Raw genomic sequence first — 23,620 nt, 5'->3', positions numbered from 1 at the left:
TTACTCTTTAAACGGGTTGCGACTGGCCGGCGTGGCGCTGGCCGCGGTCGGGTAAGCGGGCAGCACGGCGTTGCTCTCAGGGGCGACGATACCGAGCTTTTTCTCCTCCAGGCGCTGCTGCTGACGGGCGCGGATCTGGTCGTATTTCTCTTTCGACGAGGCGCTGTAGGTGTCGTCGTCACGCAGAACGGTGGTATGGATAAAGACCATCAGGTTACGTTTCGAGGTGTCCTGGGAGGTGTAGCGGAACAGCTGCCCCACCAGCGGAATGTCGCCCAGCAGCGGCACCTTCGAGACGTTCTGCTTAGTGACGTTCTCCATCAGCCCGCCGAGCACCACGGTCTGCCCGCTGTGCACCATCACTTCGTTATTGATGGTGCGGGTGTTGAAGGTCGGGCCGAGGCTCGCATCTTCGGTGGCGCTGGCGTCAACGCTGGAGACTTCCTGCTCAATCTTGAGGTGGATAATGTCGCCGTCGTTAATCTGCGGCACAATTTTCAGCTTGGTACCGACGGTTTTACGCTCCACCGAGTTAAAGACGTTGTCGCCGCTGGTGGTCTGGGATCCGGCCAGCACCGGCACATCCTGACCGACGTTGAACGACGCCTCTTTGTTATCGAGGGTAACGACGCTCGGGGTCGAGAGAATGTCGTTTTTACCGTCGGTCGAGAGCGCGGTCATCAGGGCGCCAAAGTCGCCGTTAAAGAAGCCGGTCGCCAGGCCAGTGAAGCTGGCCCCTTTGATGGCCCCGCTCTTAATCTGGCTAATCGGCAGCCCGGTCGAGCCAAACTGCACCCCGCCGTGTTTGCCGGTCCACTGCACGCCGAGGTCAAGACCGCTCCCGTCCTGCACTTCAGCAATGATCGCCTCCACCAGCACCTGCGGACGGCGGATATCCAGCTTGTCGATCACCTTTTCCAGCGAGTTCATCACGTTCGGCTGGGCGGTGATCACCAGCGAGTTGGTGGCTTCGTCCGCGGTGATGTTCAAATCGCTGCTGGCTGAAGTGGTTTTGCCTTTCGCCGCCCCGGCTTTGTCTTTCAGCTGCTCGCCAATGCCGGTCAGCACCGGCACCACTTTGCTGGCGTTGGCGTATTTCAGGTAGAAGACGCGGGTGTTGCCTTCGTTGTTCTGCTCGCGATCCAGCTGGCCCACCAGCGACCGGGTGCGCGCCCGGGCTTCTTCCGGGCCGCTGATGATCAGGCTGTTGGTTTCGTCGTCGGCCACGACTTTAGTCGCCAGCTGCGGCGCGTTCTGCCCTTTCTGCTCCTCGTTATTGAGGTTGTTCAACATCTCGGAGAGCTCTTTGGCAGAGGCGTAGCGCAGCGGGACGATCTCCCGGCGCTGCACCCCGGAGCGATCGACGCGCTCCACCAGATCCACCAGCCGGTTAACCACCGAGGCGCGCCCGGTCAGCAACAGCACGTTGGAAGGCTCAAAGTGCACCACGTTACCGATGCCCGAGGCATCGTTCAGCTGACGTAGCAGCGGGGCCAGTTCGCGCACCGGCACGTTCTCCATGCGCACCACGCGGGTGATGATCTCATCGCCCTTGCCCGGATTTTTGCTGTCCGCTACCGGCACCCCGGCGGTGCGCGCCACGCTGGAGCGCACCACTTTGACCATGCCGTTATCCATCGGGATCACCGACAGGCCGTAGACATCCAGCACGCTGAGGAAGAACTGATAATATTCATCCTCGGTCAGCACGTTATAGGTTCTGACAGAAACGGTGCCCTGTACGGACGGATCGACCAGAATCGTCTTATTCAGGTTGCGGCTTACCGTATCGATAAATTCGCGAATATCGGTATTTTTAAAGCTGGCGCTAAAATTGGCCGCCAGCAATGAACTGGAATAGAGCGAGGCGGCGGTCAATACCAGACACGCCCAGGGAATTTTCTTCATGGCTTTACACTTGTTAATTGTTTAAAACATTAACCCGAATATTTTCAAGGTGAGCGTGACGTCTGACGACAACTTCCGCTTCTCTCATTTTCGACCAGCTGGCGATAATATTTTTCGCCTGTTCTTCTTTCGTCATGTCGACGGTATTCACTTTCACAACCACATCGCCTTTTTGCAGTCCGCTATGACTGAAAAAGGCGGAGGCATTCTTCGGCTTAATTTGATAGCCCTCGAGCTGCCCGTTATCGAACCAGGGCTTCAGCACGAAATAGTCGTTGAGATGTAAATTATCTAACCCCGCATCGGCCACGGGCCGCGGGGTGGGCGTATTACTGGTATCGCCTTTAAAGTAGTCGGGGCGTTTTATGGCCAGCGTCTGGGGAGTGCCCTGGTAGTTGATCACCACGTTGTCGCGGTTGATCTCCTCTATCCAGGCATCGTTGTAGCCCGTCAGGCTCTCGCCTTCCCGGTAGCTCTGCTGCCCGGAGGGGGGTTTTTATGACCGCAAACGACATCCATGCTTCGTCACTGTTGATAATCCCTTCCACCTCGGCGCTGATGGGTGCTTTTACCGCACGCTGGGGGACATCCTGATAAACGGCAGGCTGGAACAGGGCAAAATCCTGTGCCTTAACCGGCTCGCTTATCGCCTTGTCAGGATCCGATACCTTTTCGCTGACTTTTTTTATACTCTTTGAAGACCACATATCCCTGTTGTCCGCTAAATATCAGCGTAATAAACATTACGCAGGGCGTGATGAGTCCATATAAGCGCTGCATCTTCATTATTTAACGGGCCTTTTAAAATGCAGAAATACGCAGCCTGACGCTGCACCAAATTTCCGCTCATATTAATAAGGCCTTACCTGCCGCTCCATCGGCTTTGCCATTAACTTTAATGCAGAAAAATATTGACCCTCTACAGGGGGGGATGTTAGGCCCGATATTCAGGATATTTTTCTCCAGCCTGCAAATTGACCATCAATGCACCGTCCCGTACTTTCGGCAGCGAATATCTGTTTCTGTCATCCCAGGGTGTGTCGTTATGTATCTGAGCCATTTTAAATTCACCGGTCAGCCTTTCAGCAAGGTGACCCGTTCTGCGGGGGAGTTCTTCGTGCCCTACCACCAGGATGTGTTCGGCATGCTGAAGGACAAATCGCGCACACCTGGGATCGTGGGGCTGTTTTCCGACGACGAATCCCTGCTCGGCCAGTTCAGCAGCGAGCTGCTGGCGCAGACCTCTGCCGGGGTGGCGATCAATGCGTTTCCGAAACTGAGCGCCAGCGCCCTGCTCTATAAGCTCAATCCAAAGAACACCGATGCCAAAAACAGACTTCATGCCATTGATGCAGTGCTGCGCCAATGGCATGAGGCATTCCCGCGCTGTCGCACCCAGGGCCTGGTGCTGAGTATCTCGGCAGTCCAGGCGATGCGCGACAACAGTTGGGAGGTTCTGGGCATGCTGCTGACGCGGGCGCAGGAGAGCGCGTTGCCGCTGACCATCCTGCTGACCGGCACGGCGGATCAGGAGGCGCGTCTGCTGGCCGATACCGGCCTCGGCGCCCGGATGCATACCCGTCATACGCTGCGCGCCCTCACCGGCCGCGAGTGTCTGCACTATATTCAGGCGCAGATCGCCCACCACGGCGCAGATACTTCGCCGTTTACCCCGGCCCGCATTCGTCGGATGCAGGCCCTGACCAAAGGTTCCGTCAGCCAGCTGAACGCGCTGGCGCACCTGGCGTTGCTGGCCGCATGGACTGAACGTGCCGGGCTGGTGGGGACACGCCATCTGCGCCTCGCGGCGGGGGAAGTGTTACCGGTCAAACGCAGCAATAGACGTCTGGCGACAGTGGGGCTGTTTGCCTGCGTGCTGTTTGCTGCCTGCGGCTGGCACTTCTCTGACGCCATCACCGCGGCGCTGCCGTTCAAACCGCCGGTGCCGGCGCGCTGGATCCCGCAGGTGACTAAGACTCAGGCTCCGGTACAGCCGGCGATCGATCGCGAGGTGGTGAACCAGCCGGATGCCATGCATCAGCTCTACACCATGTGGGGATACGATGCCTCCGCCGAGGAGGCGCTGTGCCAGAATGCCGGGCGGGTGAATTTGCAGTGTAAACAGGGCAGCGCGCCGCTGGCGACGCTGGAGCAGGAGGGGTATCCGTGGATCGGCGAGCTAAAAACCGGGGATCATCTGAACTATGCGGTGGTCGCGCGGGTCGGGAAAGACTCTCTCGATCTGCTGATGAACAACCGCACCTAGCAGGTGAGTCGGACCTGGTTCACTCAACACGCTACCGGCAGCTATACCCTGCTGCACCGTCTGACGCCGTCGGGCAAAGAGGCGATCACCGCCGCCAGCGACAGCCAGGATGTGGGCTGGATCGATGCCCAGCTGAGCCAGGCCCTGAATGAGCCTGAAACGCATACCCACGTCTGGACACAAACGCTGGAGGCGCGCACTAAAGCCTTCCAGAAAAACATGCACTTAAACGTTGATGGCCTGCCGGGAGAAGAGACCCTGATGCAGCTGATGCGCGTCAATCACACCACACCCGCCATTCTGACGTCGGTGAGCGACAGCGCTTCCGCCACGCCGGTCCAGGGGAAAACGTCATAATGTCTACAATATGTCTTGCTGCCCAGCGCAGCTATACCACCGGCGAGGCGGTTTGGTTCTCATACCGCCTGCCGTCGATGAAACGCGTGCTGGGCGGAGTGCTGGCCAGTATTTTCTGCCTGTGCGCGATGGTTATCGCCGGACTCTACGCCCACCTTTACCATGACCTGCGCCATCCGGCGCCCGCGCCGAAACCGGTGGCCGTCGCCACGCCTGAAACCCAGGTGTCGGATATGCACTATGTATATGTGTCGAAACCCTTCCCGCAGCCGAAGCCAAAACCGGTGCCTGTGGCCCCGCTGCCTGCACCGGAAGAGAGCCCGATCGTAGACAGTGACGCCGACTGGCAACAGGCCCCGGACGGTGTACCTTTGGATCAGGCCCTGCCCGATACGCACGAGGAGGTACATACCCCCTCACTGCAGGAACGGTTTATGCAGGCCGTGAAAGAGCAGCAATTAGATTATTCTCAAGGGAAAATTCCGCCACAGCCGGAAGATGAGAACCTGGATACAGGACAAGAGGTAAAAAAATCTCCTCCGCTGGACACGAAGGAGATCGGGCGGGTGAATTTCAGTAGCGCTCCGGCAGATTATTAATGGTAATCAACTTGCCTTTTTCGACCACGATATAGTGACCTTTCTTAAGGTCGGAGAGAATTTTAATAATGGTGCTGCGTGCCAGGTTAGTGTATTCCTGAATATAGTCATAAACATTAACATCGCGTTTATGTAAAACGATCAAATCATTAATTTCGAGCAGGAATTCACGCACCACAGAATAGGCACTGCGGGCAACCAGGACATCGTCACGTTTAGTAAGGATGCCAATATACCAGACCAGAACCTGAGTCAGTTCAGCCCAGAGATTATTTTCGCGGATGATACGTTCGAAATCGGATTTTTTGATGGTGCGGATCACCGTGGTGGTGCGGGCCAGGCCGTACATGTGTGCCGCATTGTTGTAAACGGCTGCGACACCTAAAATGCTCTGATTACGCATGGTAAACATGCTCAATTCATCGGACATGCGGCGGATTTCTACCTCTCCGCTCACGACAACCTGAATATAATTGGTATCAGAAGTGACGATTTTCTGCCATTTCTTTAACGTTTTTTCCGGACAATCAGCAGTTGCTGCAATAATTGCTTCTATAGCCTGTTGCGGACGACAATTGTTACCGTAGATACTTAACATTATTATGCCTGTTTTCAATTTTTTATAAATAAAAGAGGTGCAGCGACAGAAATGTCACAGCAGATAAAAAGGGATCAGGTTCAGATAAAAAAGAAGATGTACGTTCTATTGAGAGTAACTCTCATATTTTGTTTTTATTTGCTAAATTGCTTAGCAAGCTATGCGTACATATTAAATGTGGGTAATTTTAAGTCAATTAACTAAAAATGAATTGCGGATGTACTTAAGATTAATCTCAATCAAATAAGGTAAAATTACTCAAAAAGGGTTATTTTTTAGGGCTATCCCTGCCCGTATTTTTCCAGTAAGGCTTCGGCAATGGCCATTGTTTCTTTATCAGAAACACCATTCCATAATTGTGGGCGAAAATGCATCTGAAACGCCATGATGACTCTTTTTTGCTGTGCTGAAGATATATTCTCCGGCACCTCATAACCGTAACGGGCTAACAGATCGAGCAAGGCCGACGTCTCCACCGGCTGATACGGCGACTGCCCGTTGAGGTAAAACGCCACCCGGGCCGGATCCGGCCAGGCCCCTATCCCCTGCTGCGCCAGCGCCTGCCAGGGAAACAGCGGCCCCGGATCGTCTTTGCGCTGCGGGGCGATATCAGCATGGGCCACCACGTTCTGCGGCTTGATGTCGTAGCGCTGAATAATGTCCTTTGCCAGCGGGATCAGGGCGGCAATCTGCGCCGGTTCAAACGGGACGAAGCGTTTCTGTCCGCCGCTTTTTTGCCAGCCGCGGTTTTCCAGCTCAATACCGATCGAGGTGTCATTAATCCGGGTCGCGCCGCGCCAGAAGCTGACTCCGGCATGCCAGGCCAGATCGCGCTCCGGCACCAGCTGCCAGATCCGCGGCTTGCCGTTGTGCTGCGGCGGGATCGCCGGGATCAAATAGTGGGAGCTGACGTTTTTATCGGTCAGGGTGGCCAGCGAGCTGTCGAAGTCGTCGGCGGTGTAGTGGATCACCAGCACTTTGATGCGCGGGTAAGCCGCCTGGGCCTGACGCCGGGTATCCAGCTCGTAAGCGCCTTTATCCACGACCCCTTTTTCTGTCGCACAGCCTGCCAGCAGCAGCGCCAGCAGGACGGGCACAATGGCACACTTCATCGGCGGGTTTTCACCGCCGTACCGCTGACGCTGACCATCAGCATGCTGGCGTCTTTACCGACGGTTTCGTAGTCGATGTCGATACCCACCACGGCATCGGCGCCCAGCGCCTTCGCCTGCTCGCCCAGCTCTTTGAAGGCGATCTCACGGGCTTTACGCAACTCTTTCTCATAGGCCCCGGAGCGGCCACCAACGATATCGCGGATACCGGCAAAAAAGTCGCGGAAGATATTGGCCCCAAGAATGGCTTCGCCGGTCACCACGCCGCAGTATTCGCTGATCGGCTGTCCTTCCAGAGTGGGAGTGGTTGAAAATTGCATCATTGTCTCCTTGTTACCTGCCTAACCGATTAAGAACAAAACCATTATCCGATCGTTACGCTATCATTTAAAGGTTAGTTAATTATTGCAGCCTAATAAGGAAATCAACATGCGCTATTCTGCTTTGACGCTTTTAGTGCCGTGCGCGCTGCTGCTCAGCGCCTGCACGACCCCGGTCACCCCGGCTTTTAAGGATATCGGAACCCGCAGCGGCAGCTGCATCACCGGCGGTCCGGATGCCGTGGCTCAACAGTTCTATGACTATCGCATTTCGCACAGCAGCAATGACTACACCGCGCTGCGCCCATACCTGAGCGATAACCTGGCCCAGCTGCTGAGCGATGCCAGCCGCGATCCGCAGCATAAAAACCTGCTGAAAGACGATCCGTTCTCCAGCCGCACCATTGCGCCGCAAACGGCCGAAGTTGCCAGCGCCTCGACCATCCCCAATACCGATGCGCGCAATATTCCGCTGCGGGTGAAACTGACCCAGGGCAGCGAAAGCTGGCAGGATGAAGTGCTGATGATCCGCGAAGGCCAGTGCTGGGCCATTGATGACGTGCGCTACCTCGGCGGAAGCGTCCATGCCCCGGCGGGCACCCTACGCCAGTCTATTGAGAACCGTTAAGCAGATAAAACCCCGCAAAATGTCTGGCATTTCGTGAGGAATGCCGACATTTATTCTCGTCGCCATCTCCGCTCGCTACTTTGTGCTATGTTTAGGGATAGATTCGGTTTATATTTAACTTTTAACGCATAAATATTGCATAACTATTCTGTCAACGGTACTATTTGCGGCCTCAATTGCTATAGATTGCCTGGATGAGTAAAGACTGCCCCGATGAGTATTCAACTAAACGGCATTAACTGCTTCTACGGCGCACACCAGGCGCTGTTCGACATCACACTGAATTGTCCTGAGGGCGAAACGCTGGTGCTGTTAGGCCCAAGCGGCGCGGGTAAAAGCTCGCTGCTTCGCGTCCTCAATCTGCTTGAAATGCCGCGCTCCGGTACTCTGGATATCGCCGGTAATCACTTTAATTTTGCCAAAGCGCCGTCTGAGAAAGCGATCCGCGATCTGCGTCAGAACGTCGGTATGGTCTTCCAGCAATACAATCTCTGGCCGCACCTCACCGTGCAGCAGAACCTGATCGAAGCGCCGTGCCGCGTGCTGGGCCTCTCCAAAGAGCAGGCGCTGGCCCGTGCCGAGAAGCTGCTGGAACGTCTGCGCCTGAAGCCCTACAGCGATCGTTATCCGCTGCACCTCTCCGGCGGTCAGCAGCAGCGTGTGGCCATTGCCCGCGCCCTGATGATGGAGCCTGCCGTGCTGCTGTTTGACGAACCGACCGCCGCGCTGGACCCGGAAATCACCGCCCAGATCGTCAGCATTATTCGCGAGCTGGCGGAAACCAACATTACGCAGGTGATCGTAACCCACGAAGTGGAAGTGGCGCGTAAAACCGCCAGTCGTGTGGTCTATATGGAAAACGGTCATATCGTCGAGCAAGGGGATGCGAGCTGCTTTGCCCAGCCGCAGACCGACGCGTTCAGAAATTATCTGTCTCACTAATCGAATCGAGAAAACGACAATGAAAAAACTAGTGATTGCCGCCCTGCTTGCAAGCGTTAGCCTCTCGGCAACAGCCGCTGAGACCATTCGTTTCGCCACCGAAGCCTCCTACCCTCCGTTTGAGTCTATGGATGCCAACAACAAGATCGTCGGCTTCGATGTGGATCTGGCGAACGCCCTGTGTAAAGAGATCGACGCCACCTGTACCTTCGCCAATCAGTCTTTCGACAGCCTGATCCCGAGCCTGAAGTTTCGCCGTATCGACGCGGTGATGGCCGGTATGGATATCACCCCTGAGCGTGAGAAGCAGGTTCTGTTCAGCACCCCGTATTACGAGAACTCTGCCCTGTTCATCGGTCAGAAGGGCAAATACGCGTCTATTGATGCGCTGAAAGGCAAGAAAGTGGGCGTGCAGAACGGTACCACCCACCAGAAATTCATCATGGATAAGCACCCGGAAATCACCACCGTCCCTTACGACAGCTACCAGAACGCCCGTCTGGATCTGCAGAACGGCCGTATTGATGCCGTCTTTGGTGACAACGCGGTGGTCACCGAATGGCTGAAGGCCAACGACAAGCTGGCTGCGGTCGGCGATAAAGTGACGGATAAAGATTACTTCGGTACCGGTCTGGGTATTGCCGTGCGCCAGGGTAACACCGCGCTGCAGCAGAAATTCAACACCGCGCTGGAAAAAGTGAAGAAAGATGGCACTTACGATTCCATCTATAAAAAATGGTTCCAGAAGTAAGATCTGATGAACGAAATTTTTCCATTAGCAAGCGCCGCCGGGATGACCGTCGGCCTTGCCGTTTGTGCGCTGATCATCGGCCTGGTGCTGGCGATGATCTTTGCCGTGTGGGAGTCGGCTAAGTGGCGACCTGTCGCCTGGACCGGCTCTGCACTGGTGACCCTTCTGCGCGGCCTGCCGGAAATCCTGGTGGTCCTGTTTATCTATTTCGGCTCCTCGCAGCTGCTGTTGATGCTGTCGGACGGCTTTACGCTCAATCTGGGCGTGGTGCAGATCCCGATTCAGATGCAGATCGAAAACTTCGACGTCAGCCCGTTCCTGTGCGGCGTGATTGCTCTCTCCCTGCTCTATTCCGCCTATGCCTCGCAGACCCTGCGCGGCGCGCTGAAAGCGGTGCCGGTGGGTCAGTGGGAGTCCGGTCAGGCGCTGGGGCTGTCGAAAACGGCGATCTTCTTCCGTCTGGTGATGCCGCAGATGTGGCGTCATGCCCTGCCGGGCCTCGGTAACCAGTGGCTGGTGCTGCTGAAAGATACCGCTCTGGTGAGCTTAATCAGCGTCAACGACCTGATGCTGCAGACCAAAAGCATCGCCACCCGTACCCAGGAGCCTTTTACCTGGTACATCGTGGCGGCGGCTATCTACCTGGTGATCACGTTGCTCAGTCAGTACATCCTCAAGCGTATTGACCTGCGTGCGACGCGTTTTGAACGGAGACCAGGCTGATGCTGGATTACTTACCCGAACTGATGAAAGGGCTGCACACCAGCCTGACGCTGACCGTCGCCTCCATTATCGTGGCGCTGGTGCTGGCGTTGATTTTCACCATCATCCTGACGCTGAAAACGCCGGTGCTGGTGTGGATCGTGCGCGGCTACATCACCCTGTTTACCGGCACCCCGCTGCTGGTGCAGATCTTCCTGATTTACTACGGCCCGGGCCAGTTCCCGACGCTGCAGGAGTATCCGGTGCTGTGGCATCTGCTCTCCGAGCCGTGGCTGTGCGCCCTGCTGGCCCTGTCGCTGAACAGCGCCGCCTACACCACGCAGCTGTTCTATGGTGCGATCCGCGCCATTCCGGACGGGCAGTGGCAGTCGTGCGGTGCGCTGGGGATGAGCAAGAAAGACACGCTGGCGATCCTGCTGCCGTACGCTTTCAAGCGCGCCCTCTCCTCGTACTCCAACGAAGTAGTGCTGGTGTTCAAGAGTACATCCCTGGCCTACACCATCACCCTGATGGAGGTGATGGGCCACGGACAGCTGCTGTACGGACGCACCTACGATGTGATGGTGTTTGGTGCCGCCGGGGTGATCTACCTGGTGGTCAACGGCCTGCTCACCCTGCTGATGCGTCTGGTTGAGCGTAGAGCGCTGGCGTTCGAGCGCCGCAACTAAAACTGCATACAAAGTGATTAAAAAAGGCGGGCAAGTCTAACAACTGTCCGCCTTTTTTTATGGTTAAAATAATAGTTAATCATTTTTATTGCATACAAATTCATTCAGTGGCATTGTAACTCCCAGCCGCAGACACGGCACATAATGACAAGATTGACAGACGGGAGCTTCACAATGAAAAAGTTAGTTCTGGCCGCTTTACTGGCAACCTTCGCCGCGGGCGCTTCTGCCGCCGATAAAATCAACTTCGGTGTTTCCGCTACCTATCCGCCGTTCGAATCGCTGGATGCCAGCAACCAGATCGTCGGTTTTGATATCGATCTCGCGAAAGCGCTCTGTACCCAGATGAAGGCCGAGTGCACCTTTACTAACCACGCCTTTGACAGCCTGATCCCGTCCCTGAAATTCAAAAAATATGACGCGGTGATCTCAGGTATGGACATCACCCCGGAGCGTAGCAAGCAGGTGACCTTCACCGAGCCGTACTACGCCAACTCTGCGGTGGTGATTGCGAAGAAAGGGGCTTACAAATCCTTTGATGAGCTGAAAGGCAAGCGCATCGGGATGGAAAACGGCACCACGCACCAGAAATACCTGCAGGATAAGCATCCGGAAGTGAAAACCGTGGCCTATGACAGCTACCAGAACGCGATTATCGACCTGAAGAATGGCCGTATCGATGGCGTGTTTGGCGACACGGCGGTAGTGAACGAGTGGCTGAAAACCAACCCGCAGCTGGGCACCGCAACGGATAAAGTCACCGACCCGCAGTACTTCGGTACCGGTCTGGGCATCGCGGTGCGTCCGGATAACAAAGCGCTGGTGGAGAAACTGAACGGCGCGCTGAAAGCGATTAAAGCGGACGGCACGTACCAGAAAATCAGCGACCAGTGGTTCCCGCAGTAAGATTGTTGTGCCGGGTGGCGCTGCGCTTACCCGGCCTACAAAACCGCATCATTCGTAGGCCGGGTAAGGCGAAGCCGCCACCCGGCGTTACTCACAGCGGCACAAAGAAGCGAAAACGGGCTCCGTTCGCCGCTTCCATCAGCCTGATCCCCCCCTCCGTGCAGCTCCAGCATTCTTTTGACGATCAACAGCCCCAGCCCGCCGCGATTATCCCGTGACGCCTGCTGGCTCAGCGCCGATGGCCGCATAAACAGCTGATCGCGCAGATGCTCATCCACGCCCGGCCCGCTGTCAGTCACCTCCACCTGCAGCTGCTCGCCCTGCAGCCACACTTTCAGGCCAATCTCGCCGCCCGGCGGGGTATGACGGATGGCGTTATCCAGCAGATTCGTGACGACCCGCTCGATCATTGACAGATCGGCATTGATCATCGGCAGCTGGCGCGGCACGTCGATATGCAGCCGGAGCTGGCGGGTCTCCACCGCCAGATCAAACTTTTGCGCCACGTCGGAGATCAGCTCCCCGATGGCAAAGCGCTCCCGCTGCGGCTTAATGCTGCCGTGCTCAAGGCGCGCCAGCTCAAACAGCTGCTGGGACAGATGGCGAACCTTATGCCCCTGGCGCAGGGCGATAGAGAGATAGTGCTGCGTCTCCTGCGGCGAGAGCGTGCCGGATTTCAGCGACAGAGTCTCCAGATACCCAAGCAGGGAGGTCAGCGGGGTGCGCAGATCGTGGGAAATATTGGCGATAAACTCCCGGCGCTGCCGGTCGCTGTCCGCCAGCTGATCCCACTGGCTGGCGATCTGCTGCGCCAGTTCAATAAAGGTGTTACGCAGCAGGGCCACCTCGTCAGACGGGGCGACCTGCGAAGGCTGGGCGGCCAGCTGCTTGATGACGTGCATACTTTCCCGATCCAGGCCGCTCACCTCGTCGGTTAACTGCTTCACCGGCCGGGTGACCCAGTACCAGACCAGGCCGCCCGCCAGCGCGCCGAAAAGGGCCACCAGCAGCAGCGACCAGAGCACCGTGCTCCACAGCGTTTTCTGCCACGCCCGCTCCGCCAGCGCGTTCAGCTCTTCCCCCCTGCAAAATGATGTACAGATAGCCGCGCAGCACGCCGTCCTGATGCAGCGGCACGGCGCTGAAAACCTTCTCTCCCGTCAGGGTGCGGGGATCGTCCCCGTAGACCGGCATCATCCCGCCGCTGAGAAACTGCTGAACCGGTGCCACGGCGAGCTTCTGCCGTTTGATATGCCCCGGCGGCGCGGCATCCGCGAGGATCTCCCCGTCCGGGGAGAGAATGTAGAGCTCCACGCTGGGGTTAAAGGTCATCAGCCGGTCGAACAGCGGCTTGAGCCGGGTGCGGTCGACCTGCCCGTTGGCGTCCAGCAGGGTTTCACGCTGGGCGATGTGCTGCGCCAGCCCGCCGGAGAGACGCTGCACCATGGCGTTGCCGTACTGCATGCTGGTCCAGAGCTGTACCGCGCAGGCCACCGCCGCACAGCCCGTCAGCAACAGGATAAACAGCAGGGTCAGACGACGCGTCATTCCGCCTCCCTGGCAAACCGGTAGCCTTTGCCCCAGACGGTGCGGATCACCTCCGGCTCGGCGGCGTCTTTTTCAATTTTTACCCGCAGGCGGTTGATGTGGGTGTTGACGGTGTGTTCGTAGCCTTCGTGCTGATATCCCCAGACCTGCTCAAGCAGGGCCAGGCGGGAGAAGACCTCCCCGGGATGGCGGGCGAAAAAGTAGAGTAAATCGAACTCACGCGGGGTGAGATCCACCACCTCGCCGTGCAGCAGCACGCTGCGGGCCAGCGGGTCGATGGTCAGGCCGTGGGCGGTAATAAGCCCGGAGGTCTGCTGGCCCATCGCCTGCTGACGGCGGAACAGCGCCCGAATGCGCGCCACCAGCTCCTGCACCGAGAAGGGTTTGGCGAGATAGTCATCGGCCCCGGTTTCGAGGCCCAGAATGCGCTCGGTTTCACTGCTGCGGGCGCTGATAATAATCACCGGCAGGTAGTGGTCGCGTTGGCGGATCGCCCGGCAGAGGGTCAGCCCGTCAACGTTGGGCAGCATCAGGTCGAGGATCACCGCATCCCAGTGGGCCTGGCCGAGCAGGTGCAGCGCCCTGCCCCCGTCCGCCTCATGGGTGATCGCATAGCCTTCGTCTTCTAAATTGAGGCGCAGTAACGCGGCGATATCGCCGTCGTCCTCCACCAGCAGGATCTGCTTCATCGGTCAGCCTTATTCAATCTCAACAGGTAAAGCTTACCCGATTTCAGGGGCGGGAAACGTTCACATTTTGTTTAAGATTGTGCGGGGTTTGCCCTCACCCCGACCCTCTCCCAAAGGGAGAGGGAGAAAACCGCCGGGCAAGGTCTCAGGACTTAACTAACAGGGTCAGCACTTCATAGTGTGCCGTATGGGGGAACATATCGAACAGCTGCACGCGCGCCAGGCGATAGCCCGGCAGTTCGCGGAGATCTTTCGCCATCGTCTGCGCATTGCAGCTGGAGTAGATAATAAACGGCGGGGCCATCTGGCTCAGGTAGTCGCAAAGCGCCTTGCCGATACCGCGGCGCGGCGGGTTAACCAGCACCAGATCCGGCACGTCGCCCTGACCGGTGGCGAACTGCGTTGAGTCGAGCGCCTGGAAGTGCAGATTCGTTAATCCCAGCTCGCTGGCCGACTGCGTCGCGCAGGCAATCGCCTCGGCGGAGATTTCGATGCCGGTCAGCTTCATCTGCGGGGTGGCGCAGTGCAGGCCAAAGCCGCCGACGCCGCAAAACAGATCCCACATATGGTTAACCGGCAGCTGCCGCACCCAGTCGCGCGCGGTGGCGTACAGCTGGCTGGCAACGGTGGGGTTGGTCTGGAAGAAGCTCTTCGGGCGGATCCACAGCGGCACGTTGTTAAACCGCTCCGCCAGCGCCTGGGCGTCGGTGAGGAAGATCTCCTCCTCACCCTCCATGATCGCCATATGCACCGGCTGAATGTTTGCGGTGATCACCTTCAGCTGCGGCAGCTGCTCCTGCAGCCACGGCAGCGCCGCGCGCAGCTGGGGCAGCTTAGCGTCGGATCGCAGCACGAAGCGCAGCATCATCCCGCCATCCAGCTGGCTTTCGGTGAGCAGAATGTACTTCAGCTCGCCGCGCTTGCGTTCCACGCTGTAAGGCGTGAGTCCTGCGCGGGCAATAAAGGGTTTCAGGGCGGCAAAGACCGGGGCAAACGAGTCGGGATAGAGCGGGCAGTCGGTCAGATCGACAGGGGTGCCGTCGCGGTGCAGCATCCCAAGCAGCGGCTTTTCGACGCTGCCGCTGACCACCATTTTGGCTTTATTGCGAAATGCCTGCTCCGGCCCGCTGACCGGCGCGCACCACTCCGCCACTGGCAGGCCAGACAGTAAAGTCTGCAGGTCGGCCATTTTGGCGGAAAGTTGAGAAGAGACCGGCTGCTCTATCCACTGACAGGAGCGGCAGCGACCGGCGTCATAGAGTGCGCACTGCATAACGAAACCTTAATACGTCTGGGGGCAGCGATTATACACGTTATTGCAGACGGAAAAACCGTCGGCTGGCGGCGGGCACAAACAGCAGGCCGAGCACCAGGATGTCGGGCAGTTTTTGCATCACCAGGGTGTGGAAGATCTCGCGTTTCGACTCGCCGGGGATGCTGAACAGTTCGGGATAACCGTAGCCCAGCGACGCGGCCCACAGATAGCCGGTGGCGATAACCTGAGTCAGCAGGTAGACGATCCGCGCCCAGTTACGCCCTTTCACCAGCGAAAAGGCGCAGTAAATTTCGATAAAGACCAGCATCAGGCTGGCGAAAAAGACCAGCGTCAGGTTCCATGTCTGGACGCTGCGGTGAATGAACTCACCCATACCGCGCACGCCCAGGGTATTGAAAATCATAAATACATCGAGGCAGCGGATCATAATAATGGCGAGCGCCGCCACCTGCACCAGAGCAGGAACATTCAGGCGGGCATGTGACCGGCTTGTTTTAGTGAAAAATCCCAACGTGATGTCTTCCATGAAACGATGCCGCGATAACGCGGCATCTCATTTACGCTTCTTTGCAGATTTTAGGAGCTTCAGCTGCGTCTTGCACGCTGGATATCGCGCTGACGCTGTTTTTCAGACCGCGCCATCAGATACCAGGCAATCAGCCCGATGATGCCGACCACGCCGAGAATGAGCGTCGCCAGGGCGTTGATCTCCGGGTTGACCCCCATGCGCACGCTGGAGAAGACCAGCATCGGCAGCGTGGTCGCCCCCGGGCCGGAGACAAAGCTGGCGATCACCAGGTCGTCGAGCGACAGGGTAAAGGCCAGCAGCCAGCCGGAGACCACCGCCGGCATGATCATCGGCAGGGTGATGATGAAAAACACCTTCAGCGGCGTCGCCCCGAGATCCATCGCCGCCTCTTCAATGGAGTGATCCAGCTCGCGCAGGCGCGAGGAGATGACCACTGCCACATAGGCGGTACAGAAGGTGACGTGCGCCAGCCAGATGGTCAGCATGCCGCGATCGGACGGCCAGCCGATAGCGTGCCCCATGGCCACAAACAGCAGCAGCAGGGACAGGCCGGTGATAACGTCAGGCATAACCAGCGGCGCGGTGATCATAAAGGCAAACCCGTTGGCACCGCGGAAACGACCAAAGCGCACCATCACCACCGCGGCGATGGTGCCGAGGATCGCCGCCATCGTCGCCGCACAGGCGGCAATGGTCAGGCTTAACCCTACCGCGCTCATCATCGCCTGGTCGTGGAACAGCTCGCCGTACCAGCGCGTGGACCAGCCTGCCCATACCGTCACCAGCTTGGAGCTGTTGAAGGAGTAGATCACCAGCATCAGCATCGGGGCATACAGGAAAGTAAAGCCAATCACCAGGATCAGGATCCGCCACGGCGAGCGCACTACCGGTAAGTTATTCATCCGTGATCTCCCATCTGTTTCTGCTGGTACTTGTGGAACCACATGATCGGCACGATCAGCAGCAGCAACATGACGATCGCCACCGCCGAGGCCACCGGCCAGTCGCGGTTATTGAAGAACTCCTGCCACAGCACGCGGCCAATCATAATGCTGTCCGGGCCGCCGAGCAGCTCCGGGATTACGAACTCGCCCACCGCCGGAATAAACACCAGCATCGACCCGGCGATAATCCCCCCCTTTGGTCAGCGGCACGATGACGCTGAAGAAGGTTTTCAGCGGACGGGCACCGAGATCAAGAGCCGCCTCTACCAGCGAATAGTCAATGCGCGTCAGGGCGGTGTAGATCGGCAGCACCATAAACGGCAGGTAGGCGTACACAATGCCGATATAGACCGCCAGGTTGGTATGCAGAATGGTCAGCGGCTGATCGATAACCCCCAGCCACATCAGGACGTTGTTCAGCACGCCGTTGTTTTTCAGGATCCCCATCCAGGCATAGACGCGGATCAGGAACGAGGTCCACGAGGGTAAAATCACCAACAGCAGCAGGATGTTACGCGTCGAGGGCTTGCTGTGCGCCACCGCCCATGCCAGCGGGTAGCCCAGCAGCAGACAGCAGATCGTCGAGATGGCCGCCACCTGCAGGGACTGCAGATAGGCGTCGAAGTAGAGCGGATCGTCGGTCAGCTGCAGGAAGTTGCCCAGGTTGAGCATGATCGACAGCTGGCTGTCCCCCCACTCCACCAGATCGCTGTAGGGTGGGATCGCACGCGCCATCTCCGCCAGGCTGATTTTAAACACAATCAGGAACGGCAGCAGGAACAGCAGGATCAGCCACACGTAAGGCAGCGCGATCACCAGCTTGCGCCCGTGGGCCATCTGCATCCGCGTCAGCCAGCTGGTATCAATGCCCGCCGCTCGGCGGGTTGCAGGTTCAGGTTTACTCATCGCCGTTCCTTATACCGTCAGCACAACGCAGCTGTCCGCTTCCCAGCACAGACGCACTTCGTCGCCCCAGGTCGGCAGCCCTTTGCGGTAGCGGTAAGTGTTCTGCAACTGGGCGCTGATCATCTGCCCGCTCTTCAGCCGGACGTGATAGATGGAGAGATCGCCGAGGTAGGCAATGTGCACCACCTCCCCCACCGCAAAGTTATAGCCGTCGGCAGGCGGCGCGTCGCAGAGGGTGATTTTTTCCGGGCGCAGGGCCACGTACACCGGGACGTTATCCACTACCGAGTTGTCGGCGGCGACCTTCAGCGGGTGGATCAGCCCCGGCGAGTCGAGCACCAGTCCGTCCTCTTCACGCGCTTTCAGCAGCCCTTCGAAGACGTTCATGGAGCCGATGAATTCAGCGCTGTAGCGGGTGGTCGGATGCTCGTAAATCTCTTCCGGCTCGCCAATCTGCACGAACTTGCCGCGGTTCATGATCGCGATGCGTCCGGCCATGGTCATCGCCTCTTCCTGATCGTGGGTCACCATCACGCAGGTTGCGCCCACCCGCTCCAGAATATCCACCACTTCCAGCTGCATGCGGTCGCGCAGTTTTTTATCCAGCGCGCCCATCGGCTCATCCAGCAGCAGCAGCTTTGGCCGCTTCGCCAGACTGCGGGCCAGGGCCACGCGCTGACGCTGGCCGCCCGAGAGCTGATGCGGCTTACGCTTCGCAAACTCCTGCATATGCACCAGGCTCAGCATTTCGGCAACGCGGGCGGCGATCTCGGCTTTCGGCATTTTGTCCTGCTTCAGGCCAAAGGCGATGTTCTGCTCTACGGTCATGTGCGGGAAGAGGGCGTAAGACTGGAACATCATATTGATAGGGCGCTGATACGGCGGCACCTGAGAGAGGTCAACGCCGTCGAGCATAATCTGCCCGGCGCTGGGCTGTTCAAACCCGGCCAGCATGCGCAGCAACGTCGATTTCCCGCAGCCAGATGCACCCAGCAGGGCAAAAATTTCGCCTTTGTAGATAGTCAGGCTGACATCATCCACGGCATTCTGACCATCAAAGGATTTGGTCAGGTTACGGATTTCAAGCAGCGGGGTCAGCGCTTTACGGGTTTTCGCCTGCGGGCGGGGGATCGCGTCGTTCACGGGGTGCTCTCCGGCATCAATCAAACTGGTGCAGGCGCACCAGAACGGTGCGCCTGTTGCCGGGGGCGCTACGCTTGCCCGGCCTACGAGGAGCGGTTATTTACCGCTTTTCACTTTGGTCCACGCACGGGTACGGACGCGGTCGATTTTCGGCTCCTGAACGCTCAGGGTGAACATCTTGGCGCGTACGTCGGCTGGGGGATAGATACCCGGATTGTCACGCACTTCGGCGCTGACCAGCTTCGTGGCCTCTTTGTTGCCGTTGGCGTAGAAGACGTGGTCAGAGATGTGGGCAATAACGTCCGGACGCAGCAGGTAGTTCAGGAACTGATAGGCTTCGTCTTTGTTTTTCGCATCAGCCGGCATCGCGAAGACGTCAAAGAAGGCCATCGCTCCCTCTTTCGGGATCGAGTAGGCGATATTCACGCCATTTTTGGCTTCTTTAGCGCGGTTCGCCGCCTGCCAGACGTCCCCTGCCCAGCCGATGGCCACGCAGATATCGCCGTTCGCCAGATCGTTGATGTACTGAGACGAGTGGAAGTAACGGATGTTCGGACGCAGCTTCAGCAGCAGATCGGTGGCCGGGCCGGTATAGTCATCCGCTTTGGTGCTGTTTGGGTCTTTGCCGAGGTAGTTCAGGACGGTGGCAAACACCTCTTCCGGGGCATCAAGGAACGAGACGCCGCAGCTTTTCAGCTTCTCGAGGTTCTCTGGCTTCAGTACCAGATCCCAGCTGTTCACCGGCGCATCGGCACCCAGCACCTGTTTCACTTTCTCGACGTTATAGCCGATGCCGGTGGTCGCCCACATGTACGGCATGGCGTACTTGTTGTCCGGATCGTGTTTGGCGATGAGCTTCAGCAGCTCGGGATCGAGGTTTTTCCAGCCCGGCAGTTTGCTTTTATCCAGCGGCTGGAACACGCCCGCAGAGAGCTGGCGCTCAAGGAAGCTGGCTGACGGCACGACCAGGTCGAAGCCGGTGCTGCCCGCCATCAGTTTGCCTTCCAGCACTTCGTTGGAATCGAAGACGTCGTAGACGACTTTAATGCCGGTCTCTTTTTCGAAATTCGCCACCGTGTCCGGGGCAATATAATCAGACCAGTTATAGATATGCAGCGTTTTTTGTTCCGCAGCAAGCGTGCCGGCAGAGACAGCCATCAGAGCACCTGCAACCAGACCCGATAACCATTTTTTATTTAAAGCGATCATAGCGGTAATCCTTCTGAAAGCGCGTTAACAAACGCGCTAAAAATGAACACTCTTAGCCTATGCAAGAAACGTGCATAATTTATCACTCTGCCTGCAGCAGAAGATGTTACTCAGGTGGCAGTATCTGCTCGCATTTAACAGCATCGCAAGAATAAACTGTAGCTTGTCTCCGTAGCTATAGCTCAGATTAAAAAACGCCTTTTAACAATTTTTTATGCAGTAAATGTCTATGTGATAAGCCGAATTGGCGGGATGGCGGTGAATAATTCTTTAAAGAAAGGTTAAATGCAGCAGAAACGAGGGTGTTATGCAGCCGCCACGACAGCGACTGCCTAAAAGTCAGACAGCTTTAGTGCAGAAAATTGCCGGAAGATTCAGGCTGTTCAGCGCCCTCTTCGGCGTTGTACAACAGATGATGGGCGCTGGCTTCAAGCATCACCATGGAGATCTGCTCTTCGCTCTGCTGAACGAAAGCCGCGAACTGTGGGAAGGTCAGCCCGACGGATACGGATAAAGACTGGCAAACCACCAGCTTTGGCAGATTATCATCCTGTATATCGAGAAATGCCTTCACCGTCAAAGAACTGGCATTGATGGCGGATAAATCCGATGCTAACGCCAGCAAGGCTGAGGGTTTGACCTCCGCCAGCGCGGAAAAAAGAATAACGTCGTTAATCAGATCGAGCTTGGCATCAAACACACCGTCAAAGTTTTGCATGTGCGGCAGGTGCAGCGCCTGGCAGGTGTCGCATTCGAAAAAGCTGACGCCCATGTTGTCGAGCCAGTGACGCAAGGTATCAAGTGTCGGTACTACAAGTGAATCCATAACGGTGGAACCTCTTAAAAAATAACAGTGCGTGGCAGGTCAGTTATCCGCCCGTTTTCAGGCAAAACTCCGGCGTGGCCTGACGCTCTATCCAGCCGATCATCTTCCCGGCGATATCCATCCCGGTGGTTTTCTCAATACCTTCCAGCCCCGGTGAGGCGTTAACTTCCATCACCAGCGGCCCGCGATCGGCACGTAAGATATCGACTCCGGCAATATCGAGCCCCAGCGTCTGTGCGGCCTTGAGTGCAATCTCCCGCTCGCGCGCGGTGATCTCGACCACCCGGGCAACGCCGCCCCGGTGCAGGTTGGAGCGAAAATCGCCCTCTTTGGCCTGACGTTCAATGGCCGCGACCACTTCATCGCCCACCACCAGACAGCGAATGTCGCGCCCTTTCGCCTCCTGGATGTACTCCTGCACCAGAATGTGCGCATTCAGGCCGCGAAACGCATCGATCACGCTCTCCGCCGCCTGACGGGTTTCGGCCAGCACCACGCCAATCCCCTGAGTACCTTCCACCAGTTTCACCACCAGCGGCGCACCGCCCACCATTTCGATCAGATCGCTGGTGTCGTCGGGCGAATGGGCAATACCGGTGATCGGCAGGTCGATCCCCTGACGGGCCAGCAGCTGCAGGGAGCGGAGTTTGTCCCGCGCCCGGGTAATGGCCACGGATTCATTCAGCGGATAACTGCCGAGCAGCTCAAACTGGCGCAGCGCGGCGGTGCCATAAAAGGTGATGGCCGAGCCAATGCGCGGGATAACCGCGTCGAAGTGCGGCAGCTGACGCCCTTTATAGTGAATGGAGGAGGCCGCCGGGCTGATATTCATATAGCAGGACAGCGGATCGAGGATTTCTACCTGATGGCCGCGCTGCTCCGCCGCTTCACGCAGGCGTTTACACGACCAGAGCGTTCCATCCCGGGACAATATGGCAATTTTCACCCTGCACCTCTCAGACATAATCCGGTAAAAGCCTGCGTATCATACACGCAGGCAGGCGCAGGATGAATGGACTTATCGCGTCGCCCAGCCCTGTTTATGCAAATAGTCGAGAATAAACGGACGGTTTTCTTTGATGATGGTGCGCCGGATATGGTCGCTCCAGGTGTCACGACGGTTATTGGTCGCGCGGCTGAGGTAGTAGTTCGCCAGCTCCTCGTCGTACTGCGCCAGCACCTCTTTATCGACCGGCTGATAGTGGTTTTCATGCACCACCATCGCCGCAGGCAGGCGCGGCTTGACGTCCGGGTTATCGGCCGGCCAGCCGAGGCACAGGCCAAACAGCGGCAGAACGTGCTTCGGCAGCTGCAGCAGTTCGGTCACCGCCTCAATGCTGTTGCGGATGCCGCCTATGTAGACGCCACCCAGTCCCAGCGACTCCGCCGCCGTCATGGCGTTCTGCGCCAGCATCGCGGTATCCACCACCCCGAGCAGCAGCTGCTCTGCCAGACCGAGCTGTGCCTCAGGGCAGATTTGCAGATGGCGGTTGAAGTCGGCGCAGAAAACCCAGAACTCCGCCGCCTGGGCGACGTGCTGTTGCCCGCCGGTGAGGGTCACCAGCTGTTCACGCATCGCGGGGTCGGTGATGCGGATAATGGAGCTGCACTGCAGGAAGCTGGAGCTGGAGGTGCCCTGTGCACCGGCAATAATGGCCTCGCGCTGGGCATCGCTGATAGGTTCAGGGGTAAAATGGCGGATGGAGCGGTGGGAACGTAGCAGATCAATCACTGGCGTCATCTTGTCTCTCTTTAAAGGCGTTACTGACATTTCGCCAGTATAGGCAAAGAAAAGGAGGCTGTAATTGGCCAAACATAGCCTGAAGATATCAATGCAACAGGCAGAACCTGCTTTCCATTACCGATAGTTATCGGCAATATAGCGTCATTCGCCGTCTGGCTTAGTTTCAGGAGAAAGAACATGTTTGCAGTGATTTTTGGACGTCCGGGTTGCCCTTACTGTGTGCGCGCAAAAGATCTGGCAGAAAAACTGACCGCTGAGCGTGACGATTTTAACTATCGCTACGTGGACATTCATGCCGAAGGCATCAGCAAAGCCGATCTGGAAAAAACCGTCGGTAAACCAGTTGAAACCGTTCCGCAGATTTTCCTCGACCAGAATCACATCGGCGGCTTTACCGATTTTGAAGCCTACGCCAAAGAGCACCTGGGGCTGTTCGCTGCCCAGTAAGCCTTTCACGCCCTCAACTTGAGGGCGTTTTTATTTTCTCGCGACGATTCTCGAGCGCCCGGCGCACAAACAGAAAGAACAGCGCACCTAACGCACACCAGAAAACGCCACTCAACAGCCAGGCTAACTCCTGCAGCAGCGAGCGTGACGAGATAAACATCATCCGCATCACCACCAGGCAGACCGGCGCGGCGAGTATTGCCCCCACCAGCGGCCTGATCACCTCTCCGCCACGGGAGAAGAAGCTGGCAGCGATACCCGGTAAGGTGAAGAACAGTAACCCCAGCCCAGGGTAGCCTGCGGAAATAAATGCCCCCCCTCACCTTAAACGTCAGACAGACGCAAACCGCGGTGAACAGTAAAAAGCAGCAAGCCACGCCAAACCAGTTACGTTTAATATTCAATCTATCCCCCCCTGCCAGTGTGGGCAAATAATTTTTCGTCCGGTGGACGCCAATTAGTTGAGTCACCCGGCATTCCTTGCCAAAATCAGCACGTCATTACGTCGTCGCTATCAAAAGGTGATATCTGTTAAAAATTAACTAATAGTTTGGTATTACTTTGTGGGATATATTATACTG

Annotated in this window: 21 protein-coding genes and 5 pseudogenes; 9 read left to right on the top strand and 17 right to left on the bottom strand. The window is 57.4% G+C overall.

Annotated features, from left to right (window positions below; translation table 11 throughout):
* The gene (gene gspD / locus AAHB66_RS07385) at positions 1-1,908 is read right to left on the bottom strand and encodes a type II secretion system secretin GspD (protein WP_347115714.1); all 1,908 of its coding nucleotides are present in this window, start codon (positions 1,906-1,908) and stop codon (positions 1-3) included.
* Between the two features lie 13 nt (positions 1,909-1,921).
* A pseudogene (gspC, locus tag AAHB66_RS07380) lies at positions 1,922-2,652 on the bottom strand (type II secretion system protein GspC).
* 301 nt (positions 2,653-2,953) lie between these two features.
* Here gspC and AAHB66_RS07375 point away from each other — a divergent pair.
* Positions 2,954-4,531, top strand: a pseudogene (locus AAHB66_RS07375) (peptidoglycan-binding protein).
* Complete coding sequence (locus tag AAHB66_RS07370; RefSeq protein ID WP_347115713.1) at positions 4,531-5,130, top strand: hypothetical protein; 600 nt, start codon at positions 4,531-4,533, stop codon at positions 5,128-5,130. Before AAHB66_RS07375 ends, AAHB66_RS07370 begins: the two are co-directional and overlap by 1 nt.
* On the opposite strand, the gene AAHB66_RS07365 is transcribed toward AAHB66_RS07370, so the two are convergent.
* The 3 genes from AAHB66_RS07365 to AAHB66_RS07355 form a co-directional block, all read right to left on the bottom strand.
* On the bottom strand, positions 5,105-5,728 hold the full coding sequence (locus AAHB66_RS07365; RefSeq protein ID WP_347115712.1) for a helix-turn-helix domain-containing protein: 624 nt from the start codon (positions 5,726-5,728) through the stop codon (positions 5,105-5,107). The genes AAHB66_RS07370 and AAHB66_RS07365 overlap by 26 nt on opposite strands.
* Positions 5,729-6,009: 281 nt before the next feature.
* Positions 6,010-6,840 (bottom strand): N-acetylmuramoyl-L-alanine amidase, encoded by an 831-nt coding sequence (locus tag AAHB66_RS07360; RefSeq protein ID WP_347115711.1) that lies wholly within the window; start codon positions 6,838-6,840, stop codon positions 6,010-6,012.
* Positions 6,837-7,160 (bottom strand): heavy metal-binding domain-containing protein, encoded by a 324-nt coding sequence (locus AAHB66_RS07355; RefSeq protein ID WP_271269368.1) that lies wholly within the window; start codon positions 7,158-7,160, stop codon positions 6,837-6,839. The genes AAHB66_RS07360 and AAHB66_RS07355 overlap by 4 nt, the downstream gene beginning before the upstream one ends.
* 109 nt (positions 7,161-7,269) lie before the next feature.
* On the opposite strand from AAHB66_RS07355, the gene AAHB66_RS07350 reads away from it, so the two are divergent.
* The 6 genes from AAHB66_RS07350 to artJ all read left to right on the top strand — a co-directional run bounded on the left by AAHB66_RS07350 (position 7,270) and on the right by artJ (position 11,778).
* Entirely contained in the window at positions 7,270-7,788 is a 519-nt protein-coding gene (locus tag AAHB66_RS07350) for a lipoprotein (protein WP_347115710.1), read from the top strand.
* A gap of 213 nt (positions 7,789-8,001) precedes the next feature.
* Positions 8,002-8,730: an arginine ABC transporter ATP-binding protein ArtP gene (gene artP, locus AAHB66_RS07345; protein ID WP_059308406.1), complete on the top strand. Its 729-nt coding sequence runs from the start codon at positions 8,002-8,004 to the stop codon at positions 8,728-8,730.
* A gap of 19 nt (positions 8,731-8,749) precedes the next feature.
* Positions 8,750-9,481 carry an arginine ABC transporter substrate-binding protein ArtI gene (gene artI, locus AAHB66_RS07340; protein WP_347115709.1) on the top strand — a complete coding sequence of 244 codons (732 nt, stop codon included), beginning with the start codon at positions 8,750-8,752 and terminating at the stop codon, positions 9,479-9,481.
* A gap of 6 nt (positions 9,482-9,487) precedes the next feature.
* Entirely contained in the window at positions 9,488-10,204 is a 717-nt protein-coding gene (gene artQ, locus AAHB66_RS07335; protein ID WP_032617286.1) for an arginine ABC transporter permease ArtQ, read from the top strand.
* A complete protein-coding gene (gene artM, locus AAHB66_RS07330; RefSeq protein WP_333850369.1) occupies positions 10,204-10,872 on the top strand; it encodes an arginine ABC transporter permease ArtM in 669 nt (222 codons plus the stop codon). The genes artQ and artM overlap by 1 nt, the downstream gene beginning before the upstream one ends.
* A gap of 174 nt (positions 10,873-11,046) precedes the next feature.
* A complete protein-coding gene (artJ, locus tag AAHB66_RS07325; protein WP_347115708.1) occupies positions 11,047-11,778 on the top strand; it encodes an arginine ABC transporter substrate-binding protein ArtJ in 732 nt (243 codons plus the stop codon).
* 91 nt (positions 11,779-11,869) lie between these two features.
* Here the strand turns inward: artJ and AAHB66_RS07320 are convergent.
* The 11 genes and pseudogenes from AAHB66_RS07320 to nfsA all read right to left on the bottom strand — a co-directional run bounded on the left by AAHB66_RS07320 (position 11,870) and on the right by nfsA (position 22,589).
* A pseudogene (locus AAHB66_RS07320) lies at positions 11,870-13,326 on the bottom strand (ATP-binding protein).
* On the bottom strand, positions 13,323-14,015 hold the full coding sequence (locus AAHB66_RS07315; RefSeq protein ID WP_347115707.1) for a response regulator transcription factor: 693 nt from the start codon (positions 14,013-14,015) through the stop codon (positions 13,323-13,325). The pseudogene AAHB66_RS07320 and the gene AAHB66_RS07315 overlap by 4 nt, the downstream one beginning before the upstream one ends.
* Before the next feature lie 145 nt (positions 14,016-14,160).
* A complete protein-coding gene (gene rlmC / locus AAHB66_RS07310) occupies positions 14,161-15,288 on the bottom strand; it encodes a 23S rRNA (uracil(747)-C(5))-methyltransferase RlmC (protein WP_347115706.1) in 1,128 nt (375 codons plus the stop codon).
* A 40-nt stretch (positions 15,289-15,328) separates the two neighbouring features.
* Positions 15,329-15,817 carry a YbjO family protein gene (locus AAHB66_RS07305; RefSeq protein WP_347115704.1) on the bottom strand — a complete coding sequence of 163 codons (489 nt, stop codon included), beginning with the start codon at positions 15,815-15,817 and terminating at the stop codon, positions 15,329-15,331.
* Between the two features lie 59 nt (positions 15,818-15,876).
* Entirely contained in the window at positions 15,877-16,722 is an 846-nt protein-coding gene (gene potI, locus AAHB66_RS07300) for a putrescine ABC transporter permease PotI (protein ID WP_333850378.1), read from the bottom strand.
* Positions 16,719-17,670: pseudogene (potH, locus tag AAHB66_RS07295) on the bottom strand (putrescine ABC transporter permease PotH). Before potH ends, potI begins: the two are co-directional and overlap by 4 nt.
* A gap of 9 nt (positions 17,671-17,679) precedes the next feature.
* Positions 17,680-18,813, bottom strand: a complete 1,134-nt coding sequence (potG, locus tag AAHB66_RS07290; RefSeq protein WP_347115703.1) for a putrescine ABC transporter ATP-binding subunit PotG — start codon at positions 18,811-18,813, stop codon at positions 17,680-17,682.
* Positions 18,814-18,909: 96 nt separating this feature from the next.
* On the bottom strand, positions 18,910-20,022 hold the full coding sequence (potF, locus tag AAHB66_RS07285) for a spermidine/putrescine ABC transporter substrate-binding protein PotF (RefSeq protein WP_347115701.1): 1,113 nt from the start codon (positions 20,020-20,022) through the stop codon (positions 18,910-18,912).
* Between the two features lie 349 nt (positions 20,023-20,371).
* Positions 20,372-20,848 (bottom strand): YbjN domain-containing protein, encoded by a 477-nt coding sequence (locus AAHB66_RS07280; protein ID WP_347115700.1) that lies wholly within the window; start codon positions 20,846-20,848, stop codon positions 20,372-20,374.
* 43 nt (positions 20,849-20,891) lie between these two features.
* Positions 20,892-21,794 carry a 30S ribosomal protein S6--L-glutamate ligase gene (gene rimK / locus AAHB66_RS07275; protein ID WP_347115699.1) on the bottom strand — a complete coding sequence of 301 codons (903 nt, stop codon included), beginning with the start codon at positions 21,792-21,794 and terminating at the stop codon, positions 20,892-20,894.
* A gap of 72 nt (positions 21,795-21,866) precedes the next feature.
* Positions 21,867-22,589: an oxygen-insensitive NADPH nitroreductase gene (gene nfsA, locus AAHB66_RS07270; RefSeq protein WP_347115698.1), complete on the bottom strand. Its 723-nt coding sequence runs from the start codon at positions 22,587-22,589 to the stop codon at positions 21,867-21,869.
* A gap of 180 nt (positions 22,590-22,769) precedes the next feature.
* On the opposite strand from nfsA, the gene AAHB66_RS07265 reads away from it, so the two are divergent.
* Positions 22,770-23,039, top strand: coding sequence for a GrxA family glutaredoxin (locus AAHB66_RS07265; RefSeq protein ID WP_337015837.1), 270 nt, complete (start codon positions 22,770-22,772; stop codon positions 23,037-23,039).
* 13 nt (positions 23,040-23,052) lie between these two features.
* Here AAHB66_RS07265 and AAHB66_RS07260 read toward each other — a convergent pair.
* A pseudogene (locus AAHB66_RS07260) lies at positions 23,053-23,443 on the bottom strand (inner membrane protein YbjM).
* Between the last annotated feature and the right edge of the window lie 177 nt (positions 23,444-23,620).

It is taken from the genome of Leclercia sp. S52, assembly GCF_039727615.1.
GTDB lineage: Bacteria > Pseudomonadota > Gammaproteobacteria > Enterobacterales > Enterobacteriaceae > Enterobacter > Enterobacter adecarboxylatus_B.
Note: the sequence above shows the minus strand (reverse complement) of the source record. Positions and strands in the feature narration are given on the sequence as shown.